The sequence below is a fragment of the Nonomuraea sp. LPB2021202275-12-8 genome (assembly GCF_037044575.1).
Classification (GTDB): Bacteria; Actinomycetota; Actinomycetes; order Streptosporangiales; family Streptosporangiaceae; genus Nonomuraea.
Window position 1 is genome coordinate 672,712 of sequence record NZ_JBAHWD010000001.1, and the last position, 14,221, is coordinate 686,932.

9 protein-coding genes are annotated in these 14,221 nt (G+C 72.7%); 5 read left to right on the plus strand and 4 right to left on the minus strand.

The window, feature by feature from the left end; translation table 11 throughout:
- Positions 1-194 precede the first annotated feature (194 nt).
- From V5E28_RS03205 to V5E28_RS03220, 4 genes are read left to right on the plus strand one after another with little or no spacing between them, the layout of a single operon-like run.
- Positions 195-3,278 (plus strand): ABC transporter permease, encoded by a 3,084-nt coding sequence (locus tag V5E28_RS03205; protein WP_336204783.1) that lies wholly within the window; start codon positions 195-197, stop codon positions 3,276-3,278.
- On the plus strand, positions 3,275-5,890 hold the full coding sequence (locus V5E28_RS03210; protein ID WP_336204784.1) for an FtsX-like permease family protein: 2,616 nt from the start codon (positions 3,275-3,277) through the stop codon (positions 5,888-5,890). The genes V5E28_RS03205 and V5E28_RS03210 overlap by 4 nt, the downstream gene beginning before the upstream one ends.
- Positions 5,887-6,810, plus strand: a complete 924-nt coding sequence (locus V5E28_RS03215; RefSeq protein WP_336204785.1) for an ABC transporter ATP-binding protein — start codon at positions 5,887-5,889, stop codon at positions 6,808-6,810. The genes V5E28_RS03210 and V5E28_RS03215 overlap by 4 nt, the downstream gene beginning before the upstream one ends.
- Positions 6,800-7,498: an ABC transporter ATP-binding protein gene (locus tag V5E28_RS03220; RefSeq protein WP_336204786.1), complete on the plus strand. Its 699-nt coding sequence runs from the start codon at positions 6,800-6,802 to the stop codon at positions 7,496-7,498. The genes V5E28_RS03215 and V5E28_RS03220 overlap by 11 nt, the downstream gene beginning before the upstream one ends.
- On the opposite strand, the gene V5E28_RS03225 is transcribed toward V5E28_RS03220, so the two are convergent.
- Complete coding sequence (locus tag V5E28_RS03225) at positions 7,455-8,645, minus strand: MFS transporter (RefSeq protein ID WP_336204787.1); 1,191 nt, start codon at positions 8,643-8,645, stop codon at positions 7,455-7,457. The two genes, V5E28_RS03220 and V5E28_RS03225, sit on opposite strands and share 44 nt — an antisense overlap.
- 68 nt (positions 8,646-8,713) lie before the next feature.
- On the opposite strand from V5E28_RS03225, the gene V5E28_RS03230 reads away from it, so the two are divergent.
- Positions 8,714-9,196, plus strand: a complete 483-nt coding sequence (locus V5E28_RS03230) for a MarR family winged helix-turn-helix transcriptional regulator (protein ID WP_336204788.1) — start codon at positions 8,714-8,716, stop codon at positions 9,194-9,196.
- A 240-nt stretch (positions 9,197-9,436) separates the two neighbouring features.
- Here the strand turns inward: V5E28_RS03230 and holA are convergent, their stop codons facing one another.
- The 3 genes from holA to V5E28_RS03245 all read right to left on the minus strand — a co-directional run bounded on the left by holA (position 9,437) and on the right by V5E28_RS03245 (position 14,135).
- On the minus strand, positions 9,437-10,420 hold the full coding sequence (holA, locus tag V5E28_RS03235; RefSeq protein ID WP_336204917.1) for a DNA polymerase III subunit delta: 984 nt from the start codon (positions 10,418-10,420) through the stop codon (positions 9,437-9,439).
- Positions 10,421-10,678: 258 nt separating this feature from the next.
- Positions 10,679-13,393 (minus strand): ComEC/Rec2 family competence protein, encoded by a 2,715-nt coding sequence (locus tag V5E28_RS03240; protein ID WP_336204789.1) that lies wholly within the window; start codon positions 13,391-13,393, stop codon positions 10,679-10,681.
- Between the two features lies 1 nt (position 13,394).
- A complete protein-coding gene (locus V5E28_RS03245) occupies positions 13,395-14,135 on the minus strand; it encodes a ComEA family DNA-binding protein (RefSeq protein WP_336204790.1) in 741 nt (246 codons plus the stop codon).
- Positions 14,136-14,221: the final 86 nt, after the last annotated feature.

Below are 14,221 nucleotides of genomic sequence, written 5' to 3' on the forward strand. Positions count from 1 at the left end.
CCATCCGGGGTGCGGCGTTTTCTGATGTCCGGCGCCGTACTTCGCCGCACGGAGTAAGTCCAGGGCGACTTTGTCACAGTTTCGATATCACATGCGCATCGCCGCAGCGTATCGGCTCCGTCACCGTTGAATCGATCACTTGCCCCCGGTCACCTTCCTGCCCAAGGGTTCAGTAAACAGGCGAAGGGGGACTGATGCGGGGGCCGTTGGTCGTCAAGCGGGCGTTCAGCGAGCCGCTGCTCCTGCTGGCGGCGTTCGGCTCGATCCTGCTCGCCACCACCACCCTCGTCGCGCTGACGATGTACGCCTCCTCCATCGCCGAGGCCGGGGTGCGCCGGACGATGGAGACCGCTCCGCTGCGCCAGGTGGCCCTCACCATCGGCTCCTCCGTGACGGGCGAGACCTTCCCGGAGCGCGACCGGGCCGTACGGGACCAGGTGGCCACGACCTTCACCGGCGTCGGCGCGGACATCATCACCAGCTTCCGCTCCGACTCCTACGTGATGCCCGGCCAGGAGCGCCGCGAGGTGCCCGAGCTGCTCAGGTTCGGCAGCTACGACGGCCTGGACGAGCAGGCCAGGCTCGTCTCGGGCACGTGGCCCGGCCCCGCCACGGGCGATGGCGACACGGTCGAGGCCGCCATCCCCCTGTCGGCGGCGACGGCGGCCGGGTTCGAGACCGGCCGGGAGATCACTGTGGCCGGCCGCCTGGCCCGCGAGCCCGTCAAGGTCCGCATCACCGGAGTCTTCCAGCTCGACGACCCGTTCGGCGACCGCTGGGCCGGCGAGCAACTGCTCAGCAGGGGCGTCGAGACAGGCGAGTTCACCACGTACGGCCCGCTGATGGTGCCGCGCGAGACGTTCCTGGCCCGCTTCGCCACCAACGTCAGCACCACCTGGACCGCCGTCCCCGACCTGCGGACGCTTACGCCGGAGCGGCTGCGCCCGCTGGCCGCCGGGGTCGCCGAGCTCCCCGAGTCACTCAGGGCGAACGGCTGCGCGAGCTGCACCGCCATCACGCGCCTGCCGGAGATGCTCACCCAGCTCGACACGGCCTCCCTGGTCGCCCGCTCCACCATGCTGATCCCGGTGCTGCAGCTCCTGCTGCTCGCGGCGTACGCGCTGATGCTCACCGCCCGCCTGCTCGCCGACCACCGGCGGATGGAGGTCGCGCTGCTGCGCTCGCGTGGCGCTGGAACGCTGCGCCTGGCCACGCTGGCGGGCGGCGAGGCGCTCCTGGTGGCGGTGCCGTGCGCGCTCGTCGCGCCGTTACTCGGCCCGCCGCTGCTCGCCCTGGTCAACTCGCTGCCCTGGATAGAGGCCTCCGGCGTCCGGCTCGCACCGGCGGCGGACCTGGGCACGTTCCTGGTCTCGATCGGCGTGGCGCTGGCCTCGGCCGTGCTCCTCATGCTTCCCGCCCTGTCCGGCGCGCGCCGTACCTATGTCGAGCAGCAGGCCTCGCGCGGCCGCGGCGGCGGGCGCGGGCTGATCGAGCGGGCCGGCGCGGACCTGGCGCTGCTGGTGGTGGCGGCGCTGGCGATCTGGCAGCTCCAGCACTACGGGGCGCCTGTCACCACCACCGCCGGGGGCGGCCTCGGCATCGACCCGCTCATCATCTCCGGCCCCGCGCTGGCCCTGCTCACCGGCGGCATGCTCGGCCTGCGGCTGGTCCCGCGCATCTCGAAGGTCGCCGAGCGGATCACCACCAGGCGGCCGAGCCTGGCCCCCGCGCTCGGCGCGTGGCAGGTGAGCAGACGCCCTCTCAGGTACGCCGGTCCCGCGCTGCTGCTGACCATGGCGATCGCGATCGGCATCGTGTCCATGGCGACCGCCTCCACCTGGCGGGCCTCCCAGCTCGACCAGGCGCGCCACCAGGCGGGCACGGACCTGCGGGTCTCCGGGCCGCCGGACGGGCCGGAGCTGGGCACGTTCGGCCGGGGCACCGCGTTCGCCGCGCTGCCGGGCGTCACGGCCGTCTCGCCGGCCTTCCGCGGCCAGACCGAGGTCGGCGGCGACACCGCCACCCTGCTCAGCCTGGACGCCGGCAAGCTGGAGCAGCTGTTCCAGCTGCGCCCGGACCTGTCGGCGCAGTCCGTCGGGGAGATGGCGCGCGGGCTGGGCGCGAGCCGGCCGAGCGCCGGAGCGCTGGAGCTCCCCGGCGAGCCGACCATGCTGACGGTGGCCGCGCGCATGGACCGCGACCTGCCGCTCCGTGTCCGGATCTCCGACGCCCTCGGCGTCTGGCGCGAGCTGCCGATGACCGACCTCGGCCAGGGCCGGCTCGGCGTGGACCTCCGGGCACTCGCCGGGCGGAGCGGAAAGATCACCTATCCTCTGTCCGTCCACGGCTTCGTCGCCACCCCGCCGGAGGACGGCGTCGCGAACATCAGGCTGACAGGCCTGAGCGCGGACGGGCGCGACCTCGGCGCGCCGGAGGTCAGGCTGGAGGTGCAGGGCGGGGAGCCGGTCGTGGCCGCCTTCGCCCCGCCCGCCGAGCCCGGCCCGGTGCCGGTGCTGCTCACAGCGGATCTCGCCGCTGCGAGCAAGCTGGCGGCCGGCCAGAGCGGGCAGATCAACCTGGACCGCAGGGTCATCGACGTCAAGGTGGTCGGCGTCGTCGACCAGATGCCCACGACGGAGCCCGGCCAGCCCGCCGTCCTCGTCGACTGGGCCACGCTCCAGGCTCACGGACACCTGGCCGGCCAGCAGCCCAGGCCCGCCACCGAGTGGTGGCTCGCGGGTGACGCCGGGCCCGCGCACGCCGCGCTCAGGAGCAAGCCGGAATGGGACGTCACCGTGGTCGACCAGGGCGAGCTGGCCACCGAGCTGCGCGACGACCCGCTGGCCAGCGGCCTGCAGGGAGCGCTCATCCTCGGCTTCCTGGCCGCGCTGGTGTTCGCGGCCCTCGGCTTCCTCGTCAACGCCGCCGTCGCCGCCCGCGAGCGGATGGCGGAGTTCACGATCCTGCGCGCGCTCGGCGTCAGCTTCAGGCAGGTGTTCGGGCTGCTGGCCGTCGAGCAGGCCTTCGTCATCGGCCTGTCGCTGGCCGCGGGCACCGCGCTCGCCGGCGTCGTGGGCAGCCTGGTCGTCCCGCACATCGTGCTGACCGGGCAGGCCTCGGCCGTTACGCCCGCCGTGCTGCTCGACATCCCGTGGCTCGCCACGGCGATCATGCTGGTCCTGGTCGCGGCAGTGCTGTTCGGCATCGTCGCCGGGCTGGCTCGCAGCCTGCGCAGGCAGGGGCTCGGCAGGACACTGCGGATAGGAGACGACCAGTGAAGCTCCTGCTGCTCGCCCGGGTGCACCTCGGGGCGGTGGCCGTCCTGATGCTGCTCACGCTGAGCGCGTGCCTGCTCGTGTCGGGCCTGCCGCGGGTCATGCAGGCGGCGTTCGACCAGGCGCTGCGCCAGTCGTTGAGCAGCGCGCCGGCCGTGCGGGTGGACCTGACCGCGGTCCTCGCGTCGAGCGGAGCCGCCCAGGACCTGCGCGAGCGCGCCCAGTTCGAGGCGCAGGACGAGCAGTTGCGCGAGCTCGTGCCCGCGCCGCTGAAGAACCTGGTGCCGCCACCGGGCACCGGCACCGGCCACGCCAGCGCCAAGACCTACAAGACGCCGGTGCACGAGTCGGGCGGCTGGACGTTCATCAACCTGGGCTGGCTGTCCGACAGCGACCGGCGCGTCGACTGGGTCGAGGGCCGCGCGCCGGGCGAGCCGACCCAGATGCGTTGGAGAGGGATGACCATCCCGCTCTTCGAGGTCGGCATCGTGGGCGAGGCCCGCGACCTGATGCACCTCCAACTCGGCGACACGAAGATCATCGGTGAGAGCAACTACGCGGCCGTAAAGATCGTCGGCATCTTCCGTGCCAAGGACGCCGCCGACAGCTACTGGACCCACAACAGCGACATCCTGCACGTCAGGCAGGTGGTGCCGCCAGGCAAGCTCGACTCGGAGTGGTACACCACCGCGCTGATTCCGGACGCCGGCCTTTCCGCGCTCAGCGGCGACGACCGCAACCTGTCCTACCAGTGGGTCCTGCCGATCCACCACCGATCGGCCGCCGCGCTGGACGTGCCCGAGCTGGCCTCCGGGGTGAACGAGTTCGAACGGCGGATGAAGCTGCAACCGGGTATCTTCGCCGGCAGCACGCTGATGACCGGGCTGCCTACGGTGCTCGGCCACTTCCTGACCGCGCTGGCGACCGCCCAGACCGTCATGTTCCTGGTGCTCGGCGGGCTGCTGTTGGTCGCGCTCGGCGTGATCGTGCTGGCCGTGCAGCTCCTGATCGACCGGATGGACCACGGCCTTTCCCTGACGCGGGCCCGGGGCGGCTCGCTGCGGCAGGTCGCGGGCACCGGTGCCGGGCTGGTCGCGCTGGCGGTCGCGCCCGCCGCCGTGACCGGGTACGCGCTGTCGTACCTCTTTCCCGGGCCCGTGCTGCCGATCGTGCACCTGGGGCCCGCCGCCGTGATCGGCACGGCGCTCGCGTTCGCCGCCGCGCGGATCGCCGTCACGCACCGGGCGCCGCTGCACGAGCGGCGCGACGACGTGGTGGCGGCCCGCCCGTCCGTCCGCCGGATCACGCTGGAGCTGCTGGTCGTGGGCCTCGCTCTGGCCGGCGCCTACCTGCTGCGCACCCGCGGGCTCACCACCCAGGTGGCGCAGGAGGGCCAGGATCCGTTCCTGCTGCTGGTGCCGCTCGCGCTCACGCTCGCCGCCGCGCTCATCACCATCCGCTGCTATCCGTACCCGTTGCGGCTGTTCGTCCGGCTGGCTGCCCGCATGCGGCCCGCCGTGCCCTTCCTGGGGCTGACGCGGGCGGCCAGGGCGCGCTCGTTCAGCGTGCTGCCGGTGCTGATCCTGCTGCCCGCGCTGGGCGTGTCGGTGTTCGCGTCGGTGATCTCCGACGGCGTCGCCGGCACCCAGCGGCTGGCGGCGTGGCAGAGCGTGGGAGCGCCCTTCAAGATCTCTTCGGAGCGGGAGCTGACCGCCGAGGTCGTCGAGCGGGTGCGCCAGGTGCCCGGCGTGCGGCGGGTGGTGCCCGCGCAGACCGCCACGGTGCAGGTCGGCCACACGCCAGAACGCGCCCAGATCATCGCGGTCGACCTGGCACGGTGGCGGAAGCTGCTCGCCGGCACGCCGATCAGCCTGCCCGCGCTGCCTGCGACCGCTTCGGGGATTCCGGCGCTGGTCTCGCATGAGCTACGCGGGCGCGGCACCTTCGAGATCGGCTGGCAGTCGCGGCTGCGGATCACCACGCAGGGCGTCATCCCCGCGGTGCCGGGATTCTTCACCCAGGGCAAGTTCATCGTCGTGCCGTTCGACGTCAACCAGCGCCCGGCGGTCAACACGCTGCTGATCGACGGGAACGCCACGCCGGCCGCGCTGGCGCAGGCGGCTCCGCATGCGAAGGTCGAGTCCCGGGCGGGAGCCCTGGCCGCCATCCAGGACGACCCGCTGACCAGCACCGTGCGCGACACGCTGCTCGTGGTGACGGTCGCGCTCGCCTCCTACGCGCTGATCGCGGTGGTCATCACGCTGGTGATCGGCGCCGCCGACCGGGCCAGAGCGCTGTCGTTCCTGCGGACGCTGGGCCTGTCGGACCGGCAGGCCCAGCGGCTGACCGTGCTGGAGATCCTGCCGATGATCCTCGTCACCGCGCTGGTCGGGCTCGCACTCGGCCTCGGCCTGCCCGCCGCGCTGGGGCCAGGCGTCGATCTGTCCTCCTACGCGGGTGGCCTGTCCGTCGGCGACTACGAACTCGACCTCATCACGCCCGCCGCGCTGGCGGCCGGGCTCGCCGCCGTCGCCGTGCTCGGCGCCTACGCGCACACCGCCATCAGCCGCCGCCGCAGTCTCGGCGCCGTACTCAGAGTGGGTGACCTCGCTTGAACCCGACCCTGTCCGAGCTGGAGGCGCAGGCCAGCCAGGGCGAGGCCGCCTTCGGCGGCGACGCGCACATCGTCTGCGACAACCTGGTGCGCATCTACAAGACCGAGGGCGTCGAGGTGGTCGCCCTGCAGGGCCTCGACCTGCTCGTCCAGAAGGGCGAGCTGCTCGCCATCGTCGGCGCGTCCGGCTCGGGCAAGTCGACGCTGCTGAACGTGCTGTCCGGGCTGGACATCCCCACCGCGGGCCTGGCCAAGGTGGCGGGCATGGATCTGCTCGCGATGACCGCCAAGGACCGGCTGCGTTACCGGCGCGAGGTCGTCGGGTTCGTCTGGCAGCAGACCGCGCGCAACCTGCTGCCCTATCTGTCGGCGCGGGAGAACGTCGAGCTGCCCATGAAGCTCGCCGGCAAGGCTCGCCGCGGTCGCGCGTCCGAGCTGCTGGAGTTGCTGGGCGTCGGCTACTGCGCCGACCGCAAGGCGCCCGAGATGTCCGGCGGTGAGCAGCAGCGCGTCGCCATCGCGGTCGCGCTGGCCAACTCGCCGCAGCTCATCCTGGCCGACGAGCCGACCGGCGAGCTCGACAGTGAGACGTCGGAGGAGGTGTTCGACGCGCTGCGCAAGGCCAACAGGGAGCTGGGCGTGACCGTGGTCGTGGTGACCCACGATCCGCTGGTGTCGGAGCAGGTCGACCGCACGGTCGGCATCCGTGACGGGCGCACCAGCAGCGAGACGCTGCGGCGCGAGGACGCCGAAGGGCAGATCATCGCGGAGGAGTACGCGGTCCTCGACCGCGTGGGCCGGCTGCAGCTCCCCCGCGACTTCATGAACGCGCTCGAGATGGAGCGCCGCGTGCGCCTTGAGCTGGAGTCCGACCATATCGGCGTATGGCCGGCAAGAGAGGAGCCCTCCGGTGAGCAGTGAGCCGTTGGTCGTCGTCGAGGGGCTGCGCAAGGTCTACAGCAGCGGCCCCAAGGAGGTCGTCGCGCTGCGTGAGGTGTCCTTCGAGGCCTTCCCCGGAGAGCTGATCGCCATCCGCGGGCGGTCGGGCTCGGGCAAGACCACCCTGCTCAACCAGATCGGCGGCCTGGACAGGCCCGACGCCGGACGCGTCGTCGTGGCCGGGCACGAGGTGACCGCGATGGCGGAGGACGACCTGCTGGCGCTGCGCCGTGACGTGGTGGGATTCGTGTTCCAGTCCTTCGGGCTCATCCCGGTGCTGTCGGCGGCCGAGAACGTCGGCGTGCCGATGCGGCTGGCCCGCACCCCGGTCGGGGAGCGGGACAAGCGCGTGCGCATGCTGCTCTCCCTGGTCGGCCTGGAGCAGCACGCGAACCAGCGCCCCTACGAGCTGTCCGGCGGCCAGCGGCAGCGCGTGGCCATCGCCCGCTCGCTGGCCAACCGGCCCCGGCTGCTCGTCGCCGACGAGCCGACGGGACAGCTCGACTCGCAGACCGGGCGGCAGATCATGCAGCTGCTGCGCGCCCTGGTCCGCAGCGAGGGCGTCACCGCCCTGGTCGCCACGCACGACCCGAACCTCATCACGCTCGCGGACCGGGTCCTGGAAATCAGCGACGGGGTGCTCCGAGAGGCCGCGCTGCAGGAATCCTGACGATCGCCGCGAGGTTCGCTGCGGCCACCAGAACCGCTCCGGCCAGCAGCAGGCCCGTCGTCCCCGTCACCCCCGCCAGCGGGGCCGCCACCATCAGCCCGAACGGCCGCGACGCGAACGAGATCAGCCCGTCGAACGACCGCACCCGTCCCAGCGCGGCCTCCGGGATCTCCTCCGCCACAGCCGTCTCCCACAGCGGGCTGAGCACCCCCAGCCCGAACATCGCCACCGCGTACGCCGCCGCGATCCCCCAGGCGGGCAGCGGTACGGCCAGCGCGGCCAGCGGCAGCAGATACAGCGCGGCGGCCACCTGCACGGCCACCAGCGGCCTGCGCACCGGCAGCCGGGGCGCCGCGAACACGCCCAGCACCAGGCCCACCGTGCCGGACTGCACGATCAGCACCCAGCTCGCCTCCCCGCCGAGCCGCGTCAGCGCGATCAGCGGGCCGAGCGTAAGGAACAACCCCGCCGTGAAATGCCAGACGCCGTGCCCCAGGACGCTCGCGACGAACCACGGCCGCCCCTTGACCTCCCGCCACCCGGCGGCCAGTTCCTTGCCGAACGCGCCTCGCGGCTGCCCGCCCGCTCGTTCGGGATTCGCGGCCGTACGGATGCCGCCGAGCGTCACCGCCGAGCAGGCGAACAGGACGGCGGTGAGCAGCGCCGCCCAGCCCGGACCGGCGAGCAGCACCACACCACCGGCGAGCGCGGGCGCGAGCACGCTGGACAGGCTGGTCGCCACCCCGATCCGCGCGTTCATCCGCAGCCGCTGCTCCCGGGGCGCCACGGCCACCACGAGCCGGGGCACCGCCGGCATCCCGAACGCGATCGCCACCCCTGTCACAGCGGACAGCACGCCCAGATCGAGCATCCGATCCACACCCGCCAGCAGTTCCACCCCGATGGCCGCCTGAGCCGAGCAGCGCACCAGGTCGGCCACCAGCACCACGCGCTGCGGCGGCCACCGATCGGCCAGCACCCCGGCCACCGGAAGGCACAGCAGCAACGGCAGCAGCTCGCACGCCAGCACCAGCCCGAGGGTCTCGGCGCTGCCGGTGGCTCCCAGGACGGCAAGCGTGAGCGTGGTCGGAATCAGGGCCGTGGCCAGGGCCGACAGCGAACGGCCGAGCAGTAAGCGGGTCATCATGGACAGGTACGATATTTCGCCAGCGAATCATTCGTCAACAAAATACTTGCTGCCGTATAGTGCGTCCCGTGGAGGATTCCGTCGACCGTCATCTCGCCCGCTGGCGCGGCAAAGGGCCCTACGACGAGCGGGTGGAGGCGATCGTCACCCGCATGCAGGTCCTCGTGAAGCATCTCGCCCACACCAAGGAGACGGCGCTGGCCAGGGTGGGCATGCAGGACTTCGAGTTCGAGACCCTGCACCGGCTGGTGGCCCACGGCGGCTCCGCGACCCCCTCGGAGCTGGCCACCGAGCTGCTCCTGTCACCGGCGGGCATGACCGGCCGTCTAGACACGCTGGAGAAGGCCGGCCTGGTGCGCCGGGTGCGCGGCACGGGCGATCGGCGCCGCGTCGATGTCGAGGTCACCTCCAGAGGCCACGAACTGTGGCTGGAGGCCATGGCCATCAGGGGGCAGGTGGAGACCGAGATGATCGCCGCCCTCGCTCCGGCTGAGCAGGACACCCTTGACGTCCTGCTCAAGCGCCTCCTGTTGAGCATCGAGGCCGGCTAGATCCAGCTCCGCGACCAGGCCACCCGGCAGACGTCGCACTGGGACACGAGACCCCCTTCGATCCCCCGCCGTCGACAACGCTCCTGATCGGCACTACCAACGGCCGGTACGGCCCGCCACCGACAACACTCCTGGCCGGTACCGCTAGCGGCCGGTACGGCTCGCCACTGACAACGCCCGAAGTCGATCCCGCGAGCGCCCGGTACCGCTCGCCACTGACGATGCTCGTGGTCGATACTGCTAGCGGCCGGTGCGGCTCGCCACGATGACCTGCACGGTGTGTTCGAGAGCGTAGGCCGGGTCGGCGCCGCCGCCCTTGACCTGCTCGTCCGCGTCCGCCACTGCCTGCATGGCCCGGGACAGCCCCTCAGGGCCCCAGCCGTTCACCTGCCGCTTGACCCTGTCGATCTTCCACGGCGGCATCCCCAGATGGGCGGCCAGCTGCCCGCCACGCAGGTTGCGAGGCGCCCCCCCGACCTTGGCGATGGACCGCAACCCGCCGGCCAGCGCGCTCACCAGCAGCACGGGAGCGACTCCGGTGCCGAGCGCCCACCGCAACTGCTCCAGCGCCTCACCCAGCCGCCCCTCGACCGCCGAGTCGGCCACGTTGAAGCCGGTTACCTCGGCCCGCCCCTTGTGATAGCGGGCCACGGCATTGAGACCGATGGTCTTGTCCTGCGTGTCGAACGCCAGCTGGCTGCAGGCCGCGGCGAGCTCACGCAGATCATTGCCCACGGCGTCGAGCAGCGCCTGAGCGGCATCCGCCGAGATGTTGCGCCCGGCCCGCTTGACCTCGCCCTTGACGAACTCGAGCCGCTCCCCCGCCTTGGTCACCTTGTTGACGGTGACGACCTTGGCCCCCGCCTTCTTGACCCCGTCGACCAGCGCCTTCCCCTTGACCCCGCCCGGGTGCGCCAGCACCAGCACCACATCGTCGGAAGGGCGCTTGGCATAGGCGACGACCTCCGCGGCGACGTCCTTCACCAGATCCTGGGCGGACCGGATCACCACCACGGTGCGATCACCGAACAGGGACGGCGAGGTGAGCTGGGTCAGCTCACCGGCCGACACCTTCGACCCGACCAGATCGTGCACCTCCGCCCCCGCCTCGGCGGCCCGCGCCGTCGCCACGACGACACTCACCGCCCGCTCGGCCAGCAACTCCTCGTCGCCTACCACCAAGGTCACAGGTGCTGGATCGGTTCCCGCCATGTCGAGCAGCATGCCACGCGCGACCGACAACCCGGAACTCGATCCCCACCGGGAACCCGGACGCGAACTCCCCCTCGCACACGGCCCCGAACCTGCCACGCCCCTTCCGCAAGCCCCCATCCACTCACGGCACGCCCCGTCACGCCCTCGACAGCCGCCGCCGCCCCCGTTCGGGCCTTCGGCACTCCCCGAGACCGGCTCACCCCGGCACCCGCACCCGTGGGCCCCAGGTGCATGTCCCCGTGCTCGCACGCTCGACACCAGCGGCGCTCAGCGGCCACGGGACACCACCGCCAGCACGCCCTCCAGATCGATGATCGCCAGATCTCCCGACTCGTCGGTGCGGTACACGCGAGTGCCGAGATGACGCAGGAGCGCGAGCGTCGGCTGGGCGGGATGGCCGTAGCCGTTGTCCGCGCCCACGCTGATCAGCGCGGCGCGGGGTTTGATCGCGGCGAAGAACGCCGGGATCTGGCGGGGAGAACCGTGATGGGGAACTTTCAGGATGTCGGTCTGCGGCAACGCGCCGCGGAGAAGATCCTCCTGGGCCTCGGACTCGATGTCGCCGCTGAGGAGGGCCGAGCCCGCGGGCCAGCGTACGTGGATCACGACACTGGAGTTGTTGGCAGCGCTGCCCTCCCCCGGGCCCTCAGCTCTGCCTTGCGCCGGGCCGGGGGCCAGGACCGTCAGGTCCGATGGACCGAAGCGCCATCGGGTGCCTGGATGCGCCGTCCATTGCGGGATGCGCCGACGGGCGAGCTCTGCGGTGAGGCGGGCGCCCTGTGACGTCGGATCGCGGTGCGGGCTCGTCAGGACGGCTCCCACGCGCCTGCCGCGAAGGACGCCGGTGAGACCGTTCACGTGGTCGGCATGGGGGTGCGTGAGGATCACCAGGGGGATGTCGCGGACGCCGACTCTGCGCAGGCAGCCGTCCATGACGGACGGGTCCGGGCCCGTGTCGACGACCACGGCCTGCCGCGGGCCGGCCGCTATCACCAGGCCGTCGCCCTGGCCGACGTCGCACATCACCATCAGCCAGCCCGAGGGAGGCCAGGGAGCGACGATCGGTCGTACGGCGAGCATCGCGACGAGTGCCGCACCCGCGACCGTCAGCGTGACCGTCCGCCAGGCGCGCCGTCTCATCACCGGGACCGCCACGGCCGTGACGACCGCCAGCAGGCCCAGCCCCGCCAGGCCCGCCGGCCACGGGACGTTGGCCATGGGCACGCTCACGGCCCACTGGGCGACCATGATGATCCAGCCCACCGCGTAGCCCGCCGGGATCACCAGCAGCCGGGCGGCCTCGGGCCAGAAGGGCGCGATCAGCGCGGCGGCGAACCCGAGCAGGGTCGCGGGCGCGACCGCCGGGCCCGCGAGCAGGTTGGCGGGGACCGCTATGAGGCTCACCTGCCCCGACATGAGCACCAGCACGGGGGTCACGGCAGCCTGTGCCGCCGCGGGCACCACGACGGCCTCCGCCACCCACCGGGGCAGCCGCCGACGCCGTTTCCTCGCCGTTTCGAGCGGTCTTGCCGGTGCGACTCCGCGTGCGGGTGAACCGCCTGCCGAAGCCCCCAGTACGCCCGGGGCCACCCCACGCGTGGGCGCGGCCGCCGCGGGTGGTCGCAGGAAGGATGGCGCGGAGGCGCCCGCGGACGATCCGTGGGAGGACCGTATGGCGGGTCGGGTGGACGTCTCCCGGGAAGAACGCGCCGTGGGGCTCGCGGCGCTGTCGTCCGCTGACGTGTCCGTTGCGGGCGCCGTGGGGCTCGCGGCGCTGTCGTCCGCTGAGGCAGCATCCGCACCCGTGCCGGTCAGGTGGGCCCGCCAGCGTGGGGCCAGGAGGAGGATGCCCGCGGTGGCGGTGACGGAAAGGGCGAAACCGTAGGAGCGGGCCAGCTCCGGAGCGAACAGGATCAGCAGGAGGACCGCCGCCGACAGGGCCGCCATGCCGTCCTTGGCCCGGCCTGTGCCCAGGGCGGCGGCCGCCACGAGGCCCATCACGAGGGCTCGCAGGACGCTGGGTGAAGGTCTGGCCACCACGGCGAAGGCGAGCATGGCCAGGGCCGCCAAGGCGGCTCTGGGGGCGAGAGGGAGGCCTGCCAGGCGGGAGAGGGCGAGCGCGGCGCCCGCGACGATGGCGAGATTCGCGCCGCTGACCGCATTCAGATGGCTCAGGCCTGCTTCCTGGAGGTCTGCGGTCAACTGCTGGTCGATGCGGGAGACGTCGCCCACCACCAGTGCTGGGAGGAGGCCGCGTTGGTCCGGTGGCAGGACGTCGGCGGCCGTGCGGAGGCCCGCCCTGAACGCGCCGGCCGCCGCTTGGATCTGTGAAGGGGGCGCGAGGATCCGGGGCGGGTCCCGGACCAGGAGGATGGCCGCCGTCAGGTCGCTTGAGTTGGCCTCGGAGAGGCGGCCCGTTACCCGCAGGCGCTGGCTGGGGAGGAGGTCGCGCCACTCGGGGCCGTTGGCGAACACGACGATCGGGGCGTGAACCGCCAGGCGCTGGTGTCCGGTCTCGATGGTTTCCAGGGTCGCCTCGGCTATGACGCCGTCCCGGCGGAAGTAGGCGGCTGTGGAGCGCCTGATCTTGGGATCGTCCGTCAGCGTCAGCTCGGCGGTGACGGTCACGCCCTTGGCCGCCAGGACGGCCGCGGGGCCGGTGGCGACGGCGTGGATGCGCAGGGCGACGGACGCCGAGGCCGCCGCGAGGCAGATGAGGACCGCGATCGTCACGTTGCGGCCGTGCGATGAGCGGACCAGCCATGCCGTGGACACGGCACCGGTCGCGGACACGGCCGACACGATCGCTCCCACGCCGGCCGGGCAGCCCAGGAGGACGAGGGCGCCCGCCCATGCCGCCAGCGCGGGGAGTGCGAGCGGCCAGAGACCCCGGTGGACGGCAGCGTCGCCCGGGCTCGCGTCGCGAGGGTCGGCGTGCGGGGCCGTACGGCGATCTGGCGCGCGGCGCCGGAGAACGGACATGTCAGATCCGGACCTTCGTCTTGATCTCCTCGAACGTCTTCGTCCCGATGCCGCTGACGTCGCGGAGCTGGTCGACGCTGGTGAAGCCACCATGGGTGGTGCGGTAGTCGACTATCCGCGACGACAGGACCTCGCCGACGCCCGGCAACTGCTCCAGCTGGTCCTGGGTCGCCGAGTTGAGGTCCAGGACGTCGGCCTGCGGGGAGGGTGCGGCGGCACCCGTGACCGCGGCGCCGACCATGATCTGCTCGCCGTCGATCAGCCGCCTCGCCAGGTTGACCGAGCCGAGGGAGGCGCCTCCGCGTGCGCCTCCGGCGGCCGTGACCGCGTCGGTGACCCGGGCGCCCATGGGGAGGGTGTAGACGCCCGGCTCGCGCACCTTGCCCGCCACGTGGACCGTCACCTTGGCCACCGGGGACGGCGCGGCTGGAGGGGCGGCTGGAGGGGCGGCTGGAGGGGCGGCTGGAGGGGCGGCGACCGGGGTGGGGGCGGGGAGTGGCTCAGGGGCGGGCTGGGAGCGCCAGAGGAAGAACCCGGCGACGATGACGGCGGCGGCGGCCAGCGCCAGCAGGACTCGCAGTCCGGGCCTGCCCGGATCGAGCGTCGGAGTGGCCACGGCCGCGCGGAACGCCTGGAAGGAGGCGGGCAGGCCGGCGAGCAAAGGGGTGCGCTCGGGAGCGGCGATGGATCGGAGCCGGGACTCGGCTATGGTCCGCTCAGCGGCTGGGTCTTGGGTGCGCACGGCGGAGAACCTACGGGGCCGCCGACCCTACGAATCCGGCCGAGCGGGATTCTGGGGACAAGCCGATGCGGCCGGGCGAACGGCTG

What these genes read in the sequence shown, in the direction of transcription:
- V5E28_RS03205 (WP_336204783.1), top strand. Translation starts at nt 195, where the DNA reads ATGCGGGGGCCGTTGGTCGTCAAGCGGGCGTTCAGCGAGCCGCTGCTC.
- V5E28_RS03225 (WP_336204787.1), bottom strand. Translation starts at nt 8,645, where the DNA reads ATGATGACCCGCTTACTGCTCGGCCGTTCGCTGTCGGCCCTGGCCACG.
- holA (WP_336204917.1), bottom strand. Translation starts at nt 10,420, where the DNA reads ATGCTGCTCGACATGGCGGGAACCGATCCAGCACCTGTGACCTTGGTG.
- V5E28_RS03240 (WP_336204789.1), bottom strand. Translation starts at nt 13,393, where the DNA reads ATGTCCGTTCTCCGGCGCCGCGCGCCAGATCGCCGTACGGCCCCGCAC.